Source organism: Enterobacter cloacae complex sp. (genome assembly GCF_900322725.1).
Classification (GTDB): Bacteria; Pseudomonadota; Gammaproteobacteria; order Enterobacterales; family Enterobacteriaceae; genus Enterobacter; species Enterobacter quasihormaechei.
Genome location: NZ_LT991957.1, coordinates 2,303,825 through 2,320,305 on the forward strand (window position 1 = coordinate 2,303,825; position 16,481 = coordinate 2,320,305).

Consider the following 16,481-nt stretch of genomic DNA (forward strand, 5'->3'; position numbering starts at 1 on the left):
ATGGCCTTAGTGGTTGTCAGCGACTGCATTTTTCCCGTCGCGCTGAGTCAGGCTGTTTAATGGTCTGAAACCCAATTTGTTTCTGTGTGCCCACCGAACTGTCCGATATTTTTTGCATTGGGAGTCCCGGTCATGTTGAGCGCATTTCAACTCGAAAATAACCGACTGACTCGGCTTGAAGCCGAAGAGTCACAGCCCCTCATTGATGCCGTATGGGTGGATCTGGTCGAGCCGGACGACGATGAGCGCCTTCGCGTACAATCTGAACTGGGGCAAAGCCTGGCGACACGCCCGGAACTGGAAGACATCGAAGCATCCGCCCGTTTTTTTGAAGACGAAGACGGCCTGCACATTCACTCCTTCTTCTTTTTTGAAGATGCCGAAGACCACGCGGGGAACTCTACCGTGGCGTTCACCATCCGCGATGGCCGCCTGTTCACCCTGCGCGAGCGCGAACTGCCGGCGTTTCGTCTCTACCGCATGCGTGCCCGCAGCCAGGCGATGATAGACGGAAACGCCTATGAGCTGCTGCTGGATCTGTTCGAAACCAAAATCGAACAGCTGGCGGATGAAATTGAAAACATCTACAGCGACCTGGAAAAGCTGAGCCGCGTGATCATGGAAGGCCATCAGGGCGATGAATACGACGAAGCGTTGTCCACGCTGGCAGAGCTGGAAGACATCGGCTGGAAGGTGCGTTTGTGTCTGATGGATACCCAGCGCGCGCTGAACTTCCTGGTGCGCAAGGCGCGTCTGCCGGGCGGTCAGCTGGAGCAGGCGCGTGAGATTTTACGCGATATCGAATCCCTGCTGCCGCACAATGAATCCCTGTTCCAGAAGGTCAACTTCCTGATGCAGGCGGCGATGGGCTTTATCAACATCGAGCAGAACCGCATCATCAAGATCTTCTCGGTGGTCTCCGTGGTGTTCCTGCCGCCAACGCTGGTGGCCTCCAGCTACGGGATGAACTTTGAGTTTATGCCGGAGCTGAAGTGGAGCTTTGGTTACCCGGGGGCAATTATCTTTATGATCCTCGCCGGGCTGGCGCCGTATCTGTACTTTAAGCGGAAGAACTGGCTTTGAGAATTCGCCCGGTGGCGCTACGCTTACCGGGCCTACAGATCTTGTAGGCCGGATAAGGCGCAGCCGCCATCCGGCAAAAAAGCACTACACCCCTCTGCGGGTCCTGCGCTGGGTATAGATCGCATCCGCAACAAAGATGGCCAACGCTACCCAGATAAAGGCGAAGGTCACCATCTTATCTGCACCCGGCACTTCGCCGTAAAATACCACCGCCAGCAGGAACATCAGCGTCGGGCCAATGTACTGGAAGAAGCCCAGCGTGGAGAGGCGCAGACGTGTTGCCGCGCCGGTGAAGCACAGCAGGGGAATCGTCGTGACCACGCCTGCGGCCATCAGCATCAGGTTTAACGACCAGGGGTTGCTGCCCATGTGACTGGTGGCGCTGTCGGCAATACCAAACAGATAGATTGCCGCGACCGGCAGCAGCCACAAGGTTTCAAACAGCATGCCCGTCTGCGCTTCCACCGCAATCTTCTTACGCACCAGGCCGTAGAAGGCAAAGCTGAACGCCAGGCCGAGGGCGATAATCGGCAGCGAGCCAAAGGTCCACAGCTGCACCAGCACGCCGCAGAAGGCCAGAATCACCGCCACCCACTGCATCCGACGGAAGCGCTCGCCGAGGAAAATCATCCCCAGCACGATGTTCACCAGCGGGTTAATGAAGTACCCCAGGCTCGCTTCGAGCATATGATGGTTATTCACCGCCCAGATGAACAGCAGCCAGTTGCCGCCGATCAGCACTGCGGAAAGCGCGAGCAGGAAGACCTTCTTCGGCGTTTTCAGCAGCGTTTTGACGCCTGACCACTGACGGCTGATGCTCATCAGCGCGATCATAAAGAAAAACGACCAGATGACGCGGTGGGTGAGGATTTCGTCCGCCGGGACATAGGCGATAAGCTTGAAGTACGCCGGCGCGATACCCCAAATAAAATAAGCGGCAAGGGCGAGTAAAACGCCCTGCCGCGTCTGTTTAGCATCCATCGGGAAAATCCGTTACAAAAAAGTGAATCAATTTTACCCGAATTTGCCGCCTCAACCCACCATATAAGTGGCGGTTGCGCTGGCGATATAAACCTGCTCTTCGTTATGCAGCTCAACGCGGGCAACGGCAACTTTATTCCCGGCACGCAGCAGGCTACTGGTGCAGGTAAAGCGGTTTCCTCGTCCTGGACGCAGGTAGTCGACGCGTAAATCGATGGTTCCCATGCGCGACAGGCGCTGGCGTAACTCATCTTCGTTGATGGTGTCGTGGCGCGTCAGCGTGCTCCCAACGCACACCAGACCGGCCGCCACGTCCAGCGCAGAGGCAATCACCCCGCCGTGCAAAATGCTTTGCGCCCAGTTGCCCACCATCATTGGCTGATTATTGAAGCTAAGCTGAGCAAAGTCTTTTTCGTATCGTTCCAGCTCAAGACCCAGTGCACGGTTAAACGGCATGTGGTACACAAAAATCTCGCCCACGAGTTTTAATGTTTCTTCGGCGGTTAGCGTGGCTGACATCAGACGTGGCATCCTTATTGTTAATAAAATGTTGATTTTATGCTTCAGGATAAAGGAATGCCACTTTAAGAAACGAGGAAGCGGAAGTTATCGCAGAAGTCTGTAGAATGCGCAGACAAAACTATTCATTAAATGTCACAATTTCAGGAGAACACCACCGATGCGGACGTATCTGGGTTGGTTACTGGCGGCGGTTGCGCTGCCCCTCACAGCATATGCGCAGGAAGCGACGATCAAAGAAGTGCATGATAAACCTGCCGTTCAGGGCAGCATCATCGCCAATATGCTTCAGGAGCACGACAATCCGTTCACGCTGTACCCCTATGACACAAACTACGTGATCTACACCCAGACCAGCGATCTCAACAAAGAGGCGATAAGTTCCTATAACTGGTCTGATAATGCGCGTAAAGATGAGGTGAAGTTCCAGCTCAGCCTCGCCTTCCCGTTCTGGCGCGGCATCCTGGGGCCGAACTCGGTGCTTGGCGCGTCCTACACGCAGAAGTCATGGTGGCAGCTCTCCAACAGCGGCGAATCTTCACCGTTCCGCGAAACCAACTATGAGCCGCAGCTGTTCCTCGGTTTCGCCACCGATTATGAGTTTGCAGGCTGGACGCTGCGCGACGTAGAGGTGGGCTATAACCACGATTCCAACGGTCGTTCCGACCCAACCTCACGCAGCTGGAACCGCGTCTATACGCGTCTGATGGCGCAGAACGGCAATTTCATGGTGGAAGTGAAGCCGTGGTACGTGGTGGGCAGCACCGATGATAACCCGGATATCACCAAATACATGGGCTACTATCAGCTCAAGGTGGGCTATCAGCTGGGTGACGCGGTGCTGAGCGCCAAAGGTCAGTACAACTGGAACACCGGATACGGCGGCGCTGAGCTGGGCCTGAGCTACCCGGTGACGAAACACGTGCGTCTCTATACCCAGGTGTATAGCGGCTACGGCGAATCGCTGATCGACTACAACTTCAACCAGACCCGCGTCGGTGTAGGCGTCATGCTGAACGATATTTTCTAAGCTGCTCGAATGTTTTTGCGTTAAACGTTGAAGTTTCTCTCTCAGGCGCTGAAAATAGCGCCTGTTTCATTTCTGGCATATGGGGTTAACGTGGCGCAGGCGGAAGTATTGAATCAGGAATCGCTGGCTAAACAGGTTTTGCATGAAACCTTCGGCTACCAGCAGTTCCGTCCTGGCCAGGAAACCATCATTGAAACCGTGCTGGAAGGCCGCGATTGCCTGGTGGTGATGCCGACCGGCGGCGGTAAATCGCTCTGCTATCAGGTGCCCGCGCTGGTGCTTAACGGCCTGACGGTCGTGGTATCGCCCCTTATTTCCCTGATGAAAGACCAGGTCGACCAGCTGCTTGCCAACGGCGTGGCGGCGGCCTGTCTTAACTCAACGCAAACCCGCGAGCAGCAGCAAGAGGTGATGGCCGGGTGCCGCACCGGACAGGTTCGTCTGCTGTATATCGCGCCAGAGCGCCTGATGCTGGACAACTTCCTCGAAAACCTGGCGCACTGGAACCCGGTCCTGCTGGCGGTGGATGAAGCGCACTGTATCTCCCAGTGGGGGCACGATTTCCGCCCGGAATATGCCGCGCTCGGCCAGCTGCGTCAGCGCTTCCCCGAGCTGCCGTTTATGGCGCTTACCGCCACGGCGGATGACACCACGCGTCTGGATATCGTTCGCCTGCTGGGGCTGAAAGATCCGTATATCCAGGTCAGCAGCTTCGACCGGCCGAACATCCGCTACATGCTGATGGAAAAATTCAAGCCGTTGGATCAGCTCCTGCGCTACGTGCAGGAGCAGCGCGGCAAGTCCGGCATTATCTACTGCAACAGCCGCGCGAAGGTGGAAGACACCGCCGCGCGTCTGCAAAATCGCGGCTTTAGCGCCGCGGCCTATCACGCCGGGCTGGAGAACCACATTCGCGCCGAGGTGCAGGAGAAATTCCAGCGCGACGACCTGCAAATCGTCGTCGCAACGGTGGCATTCGGGATGGGGATCAACAAGCCCAACGTGCGCTTTGTGGTGCATTTCGACATTCCGCGCAACATTGAATCCTACTATCAGGAAACCGGCCGCGCGGGGCGTGATGGCCTGCCTGCGGAAGCGATGCTGTTTTACGATCCGGCGGATATGGCGTGGCTGCGCCGCTGTCTGGAGGAAAAACCGCAGGGGCAGTTGCAGGATATCGAACGCCACAAGCTCAACGCGATGGGGGCCTTTGCCGAAGCGCAAACCTGCCGCCGTCTGGTGCTGCTCAACTACTTTGGTGAAGGACGACAGGCGCCGTGCGGCAACTGCGATATCTGCCTCGACCCACCAAAGCAGTACGATGGGCTGATGGACGCGCGCAAAGCGCTCTCGACTATCGGACGCGTGAACCAGCGCTTCGGGATGGGCTACGTGGTGGAAGTGCTGCGCGGTGCCAACAACCAGCGTATCCGCGACATGGGTCACGACAAGCTGCCGGTTTACGGCATCGGTAAAGATCAGAGCCACGAGCACTGGGTGAGCATCATCCGCCAGCTGATCCACCTCGGCTTTGCCACGCAAAATATCGCCCAGCACTCTGCGCTTCAGCTCACCGAAGCGGCGCGACCGGTCCTGCGCGGTGAGGTGGAGCTGAAGCTCGCCGTGCCGCGCGTCGTCGCCCTCAAGCCGCGGGTGATGCAAAAATCCTACGGCGGCAACTACGACCGCAAGCTGTTCGCCAAGCTGCGCAAGCTGCGTAAAGCCATTGCGGATGAAGAGAACATCCCGCCATACGTGGTGTTCAACGACGCGACGCTGATTGAGATGGCCGAGCAGATGCCGCTCAGCGCCAGCGAAATGCTCAGCGTCAACGGCGTCGGTACGCGCAAGCTGGAGCGCTTTGGTAAAGAGTTTATGGCGCTCATCCGCTCTCACGCCGATGGTGATGATGAGGAGTAGTCAGCCGGGCAAAAAAGTGCCAGGATGATGACTCACTGAATTATTTCCCCGCGAGCTAATTATGTTAATGCTATTTCTCACCGTGGCGTTAGTGCACATCGTTGCGCTGATGAGCCCTGGCCCTGACTTTTTCTTCGTGTCACAAACGGCCGTCAGCCGCTCCCGTAAAGAGGCGATGATGGGTGTGCTCGGTATTACCATGGGCGTCATGGTCTGGGCGGCGGTTGCGCTGCTCGGTCTGAACCTGATCCTGGCGAAGATGGCGTGGCTACATAACATCATCATGGTCGGCGGTGGACTGTACCTGTGCTGGATGGGCTATCAGATGCTGCGCGGGGCGCTGAAGAAAGAAGAGAAAAAGCCGGAAGAGCCAAAGGTTGAGCTGGCAACCGGTGGTCGTAGCTTTGTGAAAGGGCTCCTGACCAACCTGGCGAACCCGAAAGCGATTATCTATTTCGGCTCCGTGTTCTCGCTGTTTGTGGGTGACAGCGTCGGCGCGGGCGCGCGCTGGGGGATCTTCCTGCTGATCGTGGTTGAGACGTTCGCCTGGTTCACTATTGTTGCCAGCCTGTTCGCTTTACCGGCAATGCGTCGCGGCTACCAGCGCATCGCGAAGTGGATCGACGGCTTTGCCGGCGCGCTGTTCGCCGGCTTCGGCATTCATCTCATTATTTCTCGCTAGGCATGACGCGCTGACGCAAGCAGCGCGCCAACCAGCATAAACAGCGAACCAAAGACTTTGTTCAGGGCCTTCATCTGTTTAGGCCCTTTGATCCACGCCGCAATTCGCTGCGCCAGCGTCGCGTAACCAATCATCACAATGATATCGACAATAATGGTGGTCGCGCCGAGCACCACATACTGCATGACCTGCGGCTGATGCGGCACGATAAACTGCGGGAACAGGGCGGCGAGGAAAACGATGCTTTTTGGGTTGGTCAGGTTAACGAACACCGCGCGCTTAAACAGATGGCCGCGCGTTTGCGTCCGTGAGAGCGTATTCAGGTCAATTGAGCCTGCCGCGCGCCACTGCTGAATGCCCAGCCAAATCAAATACGCCGCACCGGCCCACTTCAGCACTTCAAACGCCAGCACCGAACGGGAGAACAGCGTCCCCAGACCAATCCCCACCAGTACAATGTGAATGCCAAGCCCGGTCTGTAAACCGGCAATCGACGCCGCCGCGCCGCGATAGCCGTGGTTGATGGAGGTGGTCATGGTATTAATGGCCCCGGAGCCGGGTGAAAGGCTGAGGATGATGGATGTCAGCAGGTAAGCGAACCACCACTCGAAGGTCATTTGAAACTCCCGGATCGTCTGTTTTTATGCCACAATACGCTATTGTTGAGTCATTTTGTGACCGATGACGAAAAAAACTATATTCCCTGGATTACGGGGGGTGGAAACCCAATGTTTCAGCAGAAAAAGGACTGGGAAACACGAGAAAACGCATTTGCGGCTTTCTCCATGGGGCCGCTGAGCGATTTCTGGCGCCAGCGAGAGGAAGATGAATTTACGGGCGTCGGAGGGATCCCGGTACGCTTCGTTCGTTTCCGTGATGAAAAAAATGACCGGGTGATTGTGGTCTGCCCCGGCCGTATCGAAAGTTACGTCAAATATGCCGAGCTGGCGTATGACCTGTTCCATCTGGGCTTCGACGTATTAATTATCGACCATCGCGGGCAGGGGCTTTCAGGCCGGTTGCTGCCGGATACCCATCGCGGCCACGTGGATAACTTCAGCGATTACGTCGACGATTTTGCCGCGTTCTGGGAGCAGGAAGTGCAGCCAGGTCCGTGGCGCAAGCGCTATATACTGGCGCACTCCATGGGCGGCGCCATTTCCACGCTGTTTTTGCAGCGCTACGATCACCAGTGTGATGCCATCGCGCTTACCGCGCCGATGTATGGCATTGTGATTCGCTTCCCTGACTGGATGGTACGCCATCTTCTCGACTGGGCTGAGGGCCATCAGCGCATTCGGGAAAATTATGCCATCGGGACAGGGCGCTGGCGGGCGCTGCCGTTTGCCATCAACGTGTTAACCCACAGCCGGCAGCGCTATCGCCGCAACCTGCGCTTTTATGCCGATGAGCCGCGCTTACGCGTCGGTGGCCCGACCTGGCACTGGGTGCGGGAAGGCATTCACGCCGGCGAGCAGGTGCTGGCGGGCGTGGGTGATGATGATACGCCGACGCTTCTGATTCAGGCGGAGGAAGAGCGTGTGGTGGATAACCGCATGCACGATCGATACTGTGAACTGCGCGCCGCGACGGGCCACCCGTGTGAAGGGGGTAAACCGCTTGTCATCAACGGCGCGTACCATGAGATCCTTTTCGAAAAGGACACTATGCGCTCAGTCGCGCTCAACGCTATTGTTGAATTTTTCAACAGGCATAACTGATTACTGTTTTCACCAGAGGTTTAAATCCCTATGTACCAGGTTGTTGCATCTGATTTAGATGGCACGCTGCTTTCCCCCGACCACACCCTGTCGCCTTACGCGAAAGAGACCTTAAAACTCCTGACCGCCCGCGGCGTGAACTTTGTCTTCGCCACCGGCCGCCACCACGTGGACGTGGGGCAGATCCGCGATAACCTGGAAATCAAATCGTACATGATCACCTCCAACGGTGCTCGCGTACACGACACGGACGGTAACCTCATTTTCACTCATAACCTGGATCGTGATATCGCCGCCGATCTGTTCGGCGTGGTGCATAACAACCCGGATATCGTCACCAACGTTTACCGTGACGACGAATGGTTTATGAACCGTCATCGCCCGGACGAAATGCGCTTCTTCAAGGAAGCGGTATTCAACTACTCGCTGTATGAGCCGGGTTTGCTGGATCCGGAGGGGATCAGCAAAGTGTTCTTTACCTGCGAAAGCCACGAAGCGCTGCTGCCGCTGGAGCAGGCGATCAACGCCCGCTGGGGCGACCGCGTCAACGTGAGCTTCTCCACGCTGACCTGTCTGGAAGTGATGGCGGGCGGCGTGTCCAAAGGTCACGCCCTGGAAGCGGTGGCAAAACGTCTGGGCTTTGAGCTGAAAGACTGCATCGCATTCGGCGACGGCATGAACGATGCCGAGATGCTCTCTATGGCGGGCAAAGGCTGCATCATGCAGAACGCGCACCAGCGCCTCAAAGACCTGCACCCGGAGCTGGAAGTGATCGGCACCAACGCCGATAACGCGGTACCTAAGTATTTGCGCAAGCTGTTCCTTGAATAATCTTCATTTGATTATTTATTGCTCAGTTGTCAACTAAAGAGTTCGCTACAATGCCTGTCCTTCTTTCTGAGAGACAAGCATTGTGGCGCTACTCATTATCACCACTATCCTGTGGGCCTTCTCCTTTAGCCTGATTGGCGAATACCTTGCCGGATCGGTCGACAGCTACTTCTCGGTGCTGATGCGCGTAGGGCTGGCGGCGCTGGTATTCCTGCCGTTCCTGCGCACCCGCGGGCAATCGCTGAACACCATTCTGTTGTACATGCTGGTGGGCGCGATGCAGCTCGGCATCATGTATCTGTTCAGCTTTCGGGCCTACGTCTACCTGTCCGTCTCGGAATTCCTGCTCTTTACCGTGCTGACGCCGCTCTATATCACGCTGATTTACGACCTGCTCAGCAAGCGCCGCCTGCGCTGGGGATATCTGCTGAGCGCCGCGCTGGCGGTAATTGGCGCGGCGATCATTCGCTACGACAAGGTGAGCGATCACTTCTGGACCGGGCTGATGTTCGTCCAGCTCGCCAATATCAGCTTCGCCATCGGGATGGTGGGTTACAAACGCCTGATGGAAACCCGCCCGATGCCGCAGCATAACGCGTTTGCATGGTTCTATGTGGGCGCGGCGATTGTCGCGGTGGCGGCGTGGTTTCTGCTCGGCAATCCGCAAAGGCTGCCGACCACTACCGTGCAGTGGAGCGTTCTGGTCTGGCTGGGCGTGGTGGCGTCGGGGCTGGGGTACTTTATGTGGAACTACGGCGCTACGCAGGTAGACGCCGGAACGCTGGGGATCATGAACAACGTACACGTCCCGGCGGGGCTGCTGGTAAACCTCGCAATCTGGCAGGAACAGCCGCACTGGCCGAGCTTCCTTATTGGGGGAACGGTGATCCTGGCTTCGCTATGGGTACATCGCCGCTGGGTCGCTCCGCGCTCCGCACAAACGGAAGATGGTCGCACGCGTGGTTCCGCGCTGAGCGAATAAACGCTTCCGTAATCGGCTGACGCTGCTCGCCGTCGCGCACGGCAGCGTACAGCCGGCTCCACAATCCTTCACCCAGGGTTTTGGTGACCACCAGACCCTGGCGTTCAACCGTCTCGACCACCCAGTGCGGCAGCGCCGCGATCCCCATTCTGGCTGCCACCATCTGGATCAGCAGCAGGGTATTGTCCACGCTTTTCAGCTGAGGGCTGATGCCCGCGGGTTGCAGAAAATGGCGCCAGATATCCAGACGACTGCGCTGTACCGGGTATATCAGCAGCGTTTCGCTGGCAAGATCTTCCGGCGTAATGCGCGTTTTGGCGGCCAGCGGATGATCCGGGGCCAGCACCAGACGGACCTCAAAATCAAACATCGGCGAATAGTGCAGGCCGCTGCGCGGCAGAATGTCTGAGGTCATCACCAGATCCAGCTCACCCTGCTGAAGCGACGGCTGCGGATCAAACGTGACGCCGGATTTAAAGTCCATCTCCACCTGCGGCCACTTCTGGCGGAAGTTCTCAAGCGCGGGAGTCAGCCACTGAATACAGCTGTGACACTCAATGGCGATGCGCAGAGTGGTCTGCTGCGGCTCGTTGCAGGACTGCAACGCGCTGGCAATCTGCGGCAGCACCTGGTTCGCCAGCTGAAGCAAAATTTCGCCCTGCGGCGTAAAGCGCAAGGGCTGGCTCTTACGCACAAAAAGACGAAAACCGAGGCGTTGTTCCAGATCGCTGAACTGGTGAGAAAGGGCAGACTGAGTCTGGTGCAGCGTGGCCGCTGCCGCCGCAAGAGAACCGCAGTTCCGCAACGCTTGTAGCGTTTTCAGGTGTTTTATCTCGATCATGAAAGTCCTTCACTTCGCCATGAACATTTTGCGCTTGAGGAATATACAGTACCTGCCAATTATAGAAGTGTAAACATCTGGACGTCTAAATAACGAATTTCTACAAGGGGTATGCCATGACAATCCGCTCTCACACTCTCGGTTTCCCTCGCGTTGGCCTGCGTCGCGAGCTGAAAAAAGCGCAAGAAAGCTACTGGGCGGGTAACGCCACCCGTGAAGAACTGCTGGCGGTGGGCCGCGAGCTGCGCGCCCGTCATTGGGATCAGCAAAAACAGGCGGGCGTTGACCTGCTGCCGGTGGGCGATTTCGCCTGGTACGACCATGTTCTGACCACCAGCCTGCTGCTTGGCAACGTGCCGGCTCGTCATCAGAACAGCGATGGATCGGTAGATATCGACACCCTGTTCCGCATCGGCCGTGGCCGTGCGCCAACGGGTGAACCAGCGGCAGCGGCGGAAATGACCAAGTGGTTTAACACCAACTATCACTATATGGTGCCGGAGTTCGTTAAGGGCCAGCAGTTTGCGCTGACCTGGACGCAGCTTCTGGATGAAGTGGACGAAGCGCTGGCGCTGGGCCATCAGGTGAAGCCCGTATTGCTGGGGCCAGTAACCTACCTGTGGCTGGGCAAAGTGAAAGGCGAACCGTTTGACCGCCTCAGCCTGCTGAACGATATTCTGCCGGTTTATAAGCAGGTGCTGATCGAGCTCGGCAAACGCGGCATCCAGTGGGTGCAAATCGACGAACCCGCGCTGGTGCTTGAGCTGCCGCAGGCGTGGCTGGATGCCTTTAAACCAGCGTATGACGCGCTCACTGGCCAGGTGAAGCTGCTGCTGACCACCTATTTCGAAGGCGTGACGCCGAACCTCAACACCATTACCGCGCTGCCGGTTCAGGGCCTGCACGTGGACCTCGTTCACGGTAAAGACGACGTGGCGGAGCTGCATAAGCGTCTGCCTGCCGACTGGCTGCTCTCCGCCGGTCTGGTCAACGGTCGTAACGTCTGGCGCGCCGATCTGACCGAGAAATACGCGCAAATTAAAGACATCGTCGGTAAACGCGAGCTGTGGGTGGCTTCGTCCTGTTCTCTGCTGCACAGTCCGATCGATCTGAGCGTGGAGACTCGCCTGGACGCAGAAGTGAAAAGCTGGTTTGCCTTCGCCCTGCAAAAATGTGAAGAGCTGGCGCTGCTGCGCGATGCGCTCAACAGCGGCGATACGGCGGCGATTGCCGACTGGAGCGCCCCAATCCAGGCGCGTCGTCACTCGGCTCGCGTGCACAACCCGGCGGTGGAAAAGCGTCTGGCGGCCATTACCGCCCGGGACAGCCAGCGCCAGAGCCCGTACGAGGTACGTGCAGAAGCCCAGCGCGCCCGCTTCAACCTGCCCGCGTGGCCGACCACGACCATCGGTTCATTCCCGCAGACTACCGAGATCCGCGGCCTGCGTCTGGACTTCAAAAAGGGCAATCTGGACGCGAATCATTACCGCACCGGCATCGCGGAACACATCAAGCAGGCGATTATCGAGCAGGAACGCCTCGGGCTGGACGTGCTGGTGCACGGTGAAGCCGAGCGTAACGACATGGTGGAATACTTCGGTGAGCACCTGGACGGCTTCGTCTTTACCCAGAACGGCTGGGTGCAGAGCTACGGCTCCCGCTGCGTGAAGCCGCCGGTAGTGATTGGTGACATCAGCCGCCCGGCGGCGATTACCGTGGAGTGGGCGAAGTATGCCCAGTCTCTGACCGATAAACCGGTAAAAGGCATGCTGACCGGCCCGGTGACCATTCTCTGCTGGTCGTTCCCGCGCGAAGACGTGTCGCGCGAGACGATTGCCAAACAGATCGCGCTGGCGCTGCGTGATGAAGTGGCGGATCTGGAGGCGGCGGGGATTGGCATCATTCAGATCGACGAACCGGCGCTGCGGGAAGGTTTGCCGCTGCGTCGCAGCGACTGGGATGCGTACTTACAGTGGGGCGTGGAAGCCTTCCGCATTAACGCCGCCGTTGCGAAGGATGACACGCAGATCCACACCCACATGTGCTACTGCGAATTTAACGACATCATGGACTCCATTGCCGCGCTGGACGCCGACGTCATTACCATCGAGACCTCGCGTTCAGACATGGAGCTGCTGGAGTCGTTTGAAGAGTTCGACTACCCGAACGAAATTGGGCCGGGCGTGTATGACATTCACTCCCCGAACGTGCCGAGCGTGGAGTGGATTGAAGCTCTGTTGAGAAAAGCCGCCCAGCGCATCCCGGCAGAACGCCTGTGGGTAAACCCGGACTGCGGCCTGAAAACCCGCGGCTGGCCGGAGACGCGCGCCGCGCTGGCGAATATGGTGAAGGCGGCGCAGAATCTGCGTCAGGCGTAGTGGTGCTGGATTGCCGGGTGGCGCTATCGCTTACCCGGCCTGCCAGTAGGCCCGGTAAGGCGCAGCCGCCACCGGGTTTTTTTTATGCTTTTTTCCCGCCGTACTGGCTAAACCACGCCAGCATTCTCTGCCAGCCATCTTTCGCCGATTCCGCGTGATAGCTCGGACGATAATCGGCATTAAACGCGTGTCCGGCATCGGGATACACCACGATTTCGGCCTTCGCGTTTGCCGCCCGCAGCGCGTGGCGCATGGTCTCGACGGTATCAAGCGGAATACCGGTATCCTGACCGCCATACAGCCCTAACACCGGGGCATTGAGATCGGTAGCAATATCAACCGGATGCTTCGGCGAGTTCAGGGTCTTTTCACCCACCAGTATGCCGTACCAGGCTACGGCGGCTTTCAGCTGCGGGTTATGCGCGGCGTACAGCCAGCTAATGCGCCCGCCCCAGCAGAAGCCGGTCACCATCAGGCGGTGCGGGTCGCCGCCGTTGCGCGCCGCCCAGCTGGCAACGTGGTCAAGATCGGCAAGCACCTGCGCGTCCGGCACCTTGCTGACCAGGTTGCTGAACAGCGTCGGGATGTCGCTGTAATCGTTCGGATCGCCCTGGCGGAAATAGAGTTCTGGCGCAACGGCCAGATAACCCTCCAGCGCCAGGCGGCGGCAGAGGTCACGAATGTGTTCATGAACGCCAAATATTTCCTGAACCACAATCACGATAGGCAGCGGGCCCTCGGCGGATTTTGGCCGCGCGTGGTACGCCGGCATGTTCTCTCCCTGAGAGGGAATCGACGTTTCGCCTGCGGTGATGGCCTCTTCAGGGGTTGAGACAATGGTTGAGGCATGCGGGGCAGCAGCAGGTGCAAAACCGGTTTTTTCAGTCATGGCATTCTCCGTACCAATGAATGGATTAGCGCAAAGATAAATATAGACACCAGGTTAACAATCCACAGTGCCTTATAGCGTCTATCTTTTGTGCAGCACCCGTCGATATAACTTGTTAATGTGATGTGAATCACTATTTGATGGAAATTAACTGCAATCATTTTCATTCATGGTGAGATGCATCACGAAATAATGCACATTGCTTCTGTAAAGTACCTTTTTACTTCTTCTGACTAACCGACCCACAGAGGAGTCACCTATGTCTAAGTCTGATGTTTTTCATCTCGGCCTCACTAAAAACGATTTACAAGGGGCTACGCTGGCTATCGTCCCTGGCGATCCTGAGCGTGTGGAAAAGATCGCCGCGCTGATGGATAAGCCGGTTAAGCTGGCAGCCCATCGCGAATTCACCACCTGGCGCGCAGAGCTGGACGGCAAAGCGGTGATCGTGTGCTCTACCGGTATCGGTGGTCCGTCTACCTCAATCGCCGTTGAAGAGCTGGCGCAGCTGGGCATTCGTACTTTCCTGCGTATCGGCACCACGGGCGCCATTCAGCCGCACATCAACGTGGGCGACGTGCTGGTTACGACGGCATCCGTGCGTCTGGACGGCGCAAGCCTGCACTTTGCACCGATGGAATTCCCGGCAGTGGCTGACTTCGAGTGCACCACCGCGCTGGTAGAAGCGGCGAAATCCGTTGGCGCAACTACCCACGTGGGCGTGACGGCCTCCTCCGACACCTTCTATCCGGGCCAGGAGCGTTACGACACCTTCTCTGGCCGCGTGGTGAGCCGTTTCAAAGGCTCAATGGAAGAGTGGCAGTCCATGGGCGTGATGAACTATGAAATGGAATCTGCAACGTTGCTGACCATGTGCGCAAGCCAGGGTCTGCGTGCCGGTATGGTGGCGGGCGTGATCGTCAACCGTACCCAGCAGGAGATCCCGAACGCCGAAACCATGAAGCAGACCGAAAGTCATGCGGTGAAAATTGTGGTTGAAGCGGCTCGCCGTCTCCTCTAATCCTCTCTTCTGGGATAAAAGGCCGACGCGTTCGGCCTTTATTTTTTGCGTAGCGCCTCGCAGGAAAACCCTTTCAAACTGGACGTTTATACAGCACAATTCTATTTTGTGCGGGTTATACGTGGATGCAGGGGGGCATTGTGGATATCTCAATCCTGGTTTATGCGGTAGTGGCGCTGGCGAGCGTGGGGATTGGCTGGCTCATTTCCAGCTACCAGCACGCGCAGCAGAAAGCCGAACAGCTGGCAGAGCGCGAAGAGATCGTGGCTGAACTCAGCGCGACGAAACAGCAGCTTGCGCTGAGCGACCACTGGCGCGAAGAGTGTGAACTGCTCAATAACGAACTGCGTAACCTGCGCGACATCAACACCTCGCTGGAGGCCGATCTCCGCGAAGTGACCACCCGTCTTGAATCCACCCAGCTGCACGCCGAAGACAAAATCCGCCAGATGATCAACAGCGAGCAGCGCCTCAGCGAGCAGTTCGAAAACCTCGCGAACCGTATTTTTGAGCACAGCAACCGCCGCGTGGATGAACAAAACCGCCAGAGCCTGAACAGCCTGCTGACGCCGCTGCGCGAACAGCTGGACGGTTTCCGCCGTCAGGTGCAGGACAGCTTTGGACAGGAAGCGCGCGAGCGCCACACCCTGGCGCACGAGATCCGTAACCTCCAGCAGCTGAATGCGCAGATGGCGCAGGAGGCAATCAACCTGACGCGGGCGCTCAAAGGCGATAACAAAGCGCAGGGAAACTGGGGCGAAGTGGTCTTAACTCGCGTGCTGGAGGCCTCGGGCCTGCGCGAAGGGTATGAATACGAGACGCAGGTCAGCATTGAAAACGACGCGCGCTCGCGAATGCAGCCGGATGTGATTGTGCGTCTGCCTCAGGGCAAAGATGTGGTTATCGACGCCAAAATGACGCTCGTCGCCTATGAGCGCTACTTCAACGCTGACGATGACTACACCCGAGAATCAGCGTTGCAGGAGCATATCGCCTCCGTGCGTAACCATATTCGTCTGCTGGGCAGGAAAGATTATCAGCAGCTGCCGGGGCTGCGATCGCTGGATTACGTGCTGATGTTCATTCCTGTCGAGCCTGCATTCCTGCTGGCGCTCGACAGACAGCCTGAGCTTATTACCGAAGCGCTGAAAAATAACATTATGCTGGTCAGCCCCACCACGCTGCTGGTGGCGTTACGTACCATTGCCAACCTGTGGCGCTATGAGCACCAAAGTCGTAACGCGCAGCAGATTGCCGATCGCGCCAGCAAGCTGTACGACAAAATGCGGCTCTTCGTCGACGATATGTCCTCGGTGGGGCAAAGCCTGGATCGCGCCCAGGATAATTACCGCCAGGCGATGAAAAAACTCTCCTCCGGGCGCGGCAATTTGCTGGCACAGGCGGAGGCGTTCCGCAGCCTGGGCGTGGAGGTGAAGCGCGAGATTAATCCGGAACTGGTGGAGCAGGCGACCGCTCAGGACGAAGAGTTCCGCCTGCGCGAAGGCGACGCTGAGCAAAATTCCCGCAATGAAGACAACGATTTAGCGGCGAGTTTATCGCCAGATGAGCAGCCGGCACGTTTCTTTCACGGTGGTTGAAACGT

General features: G+C 57.6%; 15 protein-coding genes. 10 read left to right on the forward strand and 5 right to left on the reverse strand.

The genetic code is table 11. The features are described 5' to 3' along the window. Window positions 1–132: 132 nt before the first annotated feature. The gene (corA, locus tag DBR02_RS11530; RefSeq protein ID WP_063868853.1) at window positions 133–1,083 is read left to right on the forward strand and encodes a magnesium/cobalt transporter CorA; all 951 of its coding nucleotides are present in this window, start codon (window positions 133–135) and stop codon (window positions 1,081–1,083) included. A gap of 84 nt (window positions 1,084–1,167) precedes the next feature. Here corA and rarD read toward each other — a convergent pair whose 3' ends face one another. Together rarD and yigI are read right to left on the reverse strand one after the other, a co-directional pair. Continuing rightward, window positions 1,168–2,064 carry an EamA family transporter RarD gene (gene rarD / locus DBR02_RS11535; RefSeq protein WP_063868855.1) on the reverse strand — a complete coding sequence of 299 codons (897 nt, stop codon included), beginning with the start codon at window positions 2,062–2,064 and terminating at the stop codon, window positions 1,168–1,170. Window positions 2,065–2,115: 51 nt separating this feature from the next. Continuing rightward, window positions 2,116–2,583: an acyl-CoA thioesterase YigI gene (gene yigI / locus DBR02_RS11540; protein WP_006812366.1), complete on the reverse strand. Its 468-nt coding sequence runs from the start codon at window positions 2,581–2,583 to the stop codon at window positions 2,116–2,118. Between the two features lie 160 nt (window positions 2,584–2,743). Here yigI and pldA point away from each other — a divergent pair, with 160 nt between their 5' ends. The 3 genes from pldA to rhtC all read left to right on the forward strand — a co-directional run bounded on the left by pldA (window position 2,744) and on the right by rhtC (window position 6,215). Then, window positions 2,744–3,613: a phospholipase A gene (gene pldA / locus DBR02_RS11545; RefSeq protein WP_063452178.1), complete on the forward strand. Its 870-nt coding sequence runs from the start codon at window positions 2,744–2,746 to the stop codon at window positions 3,611–3,613. A gap of 90 nt (window positions 3,614–3,703) precedes the next feature. After that, window positions 3,704–5,533: an ATP-dependent DNA helicase RecQ gene (gene recQ, locus DBR02_RS11550; protein ID WP_063868856.1), complete on the forward strand. Its 1,830-nt coding sequence runs from the start codon at window positions 3,704–3,706 to the stop codon at window positions 5,531–5,533. Between the two features lie 61 nt (window positions 5,534–5,594). Then, on the forward strand, window positions 5,595–6,215 hold the full coding sequence (gene rhtC / locus DBR02_RS11555; protein ID WP_010426287.1) for a threonine export protein RhtC: 621 nt from the start codon (window positions 5,595–5,597) through the stop codon (window positions 6,213–6,215). Here the strand turns inward: rhtC and rhtB are convergent. Then, on the reverse strand, window positions 6,212–6,832 hold the full coding sequence (rhtB, locus tag DBR02_RS11560; RefSeq protein WP_028014786.1) for a homoserine/homoserine lactone efflux protein: 621 nt from the start codon (window positions 6,830–6,832) through the stop codon (window positions 6,212–6,214). The genes rhtC and rhtB overlap by 4 nt on opposite strands. Before the next feature lie 111 nt (window positions 6,833–6,943). Between rhtB and pldB the strand changes: the two genes are divergently transcribed. The 3 genes from pldB (at window position 6,944) to DBR02_RS11575 (ending at window position 9,749) form a co-directional block, all read left to right on the forward strand. Next, window positions 6,944–7,936 (forward strand): lysophospholipase L2, encoded by a 993-nt coding sequence (gene pldB, locus DBR02_RS11565; RefSeq protein WP_107534427.1) that lies wholly within the window; start codon window positions 6,944–6,946, stop codon window positions 7,934–7,936. Window positions 7,937–7,966: 30 nt separating this feature from the next. Further along, window positions 7,967–8,767, forward strand: a complete 801-nt coding sequence (yigL, locus tag DBR02_RS11570; RefSeq protein ID WP_063452181.1) for a sugar/pyridoxal phosphate phosphatase YigL — start codon at window positions 7,967–7,969, stop codon at window positions 8,765–8,767. Window positions 8,768–8,849: 82 nt separating this feature from the next. Beyond that, on the forward strand, window positions 8,850–9,749 hold the full coding sequence (locus tag DBR02_RS11575) for a carboxylate/amino acid/amine transporter (protein ID WP_107534428.1): 900 nt from the start codon (window positions 8,850–8,852) through the stop codon (window positions 9,747–9,749). On the opposite strand, the gene metR is transcribed toward DBR02_RS11575, so the two are convergent. Beyond that, window positions 9,637–10,590, reverse strand: coding sequence for an HTH-type transcriptional regulator MetR (gene metR / locus DBR02_RS11580; RefSeq protein WP_107534429.1), 954 nt, complete (start codon window positions 10,588–10,590; stop codon window positions 9,637–9,639). The two genes, DBR02_RS11575 and metR, sit on opposite strands and share 113 nt — an antisense overlap. A 116-nt stretch (window positions 10,591–10,706) precedes the next feature. Here metR and metE point away from each other — a divergent pair, with 116 nt between their 5' ends. After that, window positions 10,707–12,968, forward strand: a complete 2,262-nt coding sequence (gene metE, locus DBR02_RS11585; RefSeq protein WP_107534430.1) for a 5-methyltetrahydropteroyltriglutamate--homocysteine S-methyltransferase — start codon at window positions 10,707–10,709, stop codon at window positions 12,966–12,968. Window positions 12,969–13,050: 82 nt separating this feature from the next. Here the strand turns inward: metE and DBR02_RS11590 are convergent, their stop codons facing one another. Continuing rightward, window positions 13,051–13,857, reverse strand: coding sequence for a dienelactone hydrolase family protein (locus DBR02_RS11590; RefSeq protein WP_107534431.1), 807 nt, complete (start codon window positions 13,855–13,857; stop codon window positions 13,051–13,053). A 259-nt stretch (window positions 13,858–14,116) separates the two neighbouring features. Here DBR02_RS11590 and udp point away from each other — a divergent pair, with 259 nt between their 5' ends. Next, window positions 14,117–14,878 (forward strand): uridine phosphorylase, encoded by a 762-nt coding sequence (gene udp / locus DBR02_RS11595; RefSeq protein WP_045417628.1) that lies wholly within the window; start codon window positions 14,117–14,119, stop codon window positions 14,876–14,878. A gap of 140 nt (window positions 14,879–15,018) precedes the next feature. After that, complete coding sequence (rmuC, locus tag DBR02_RS11600; protein ID WP_107534432.1) at window positions 15,019–16,476, forward strand: DNA recombination protein RmuC; 1,458 nt, start codon at window positions 15,019–15,021, stop codon at window positions 16,474–16,476. Window positions 16,477–16,481: the final 5 nt, after the last annotated feature.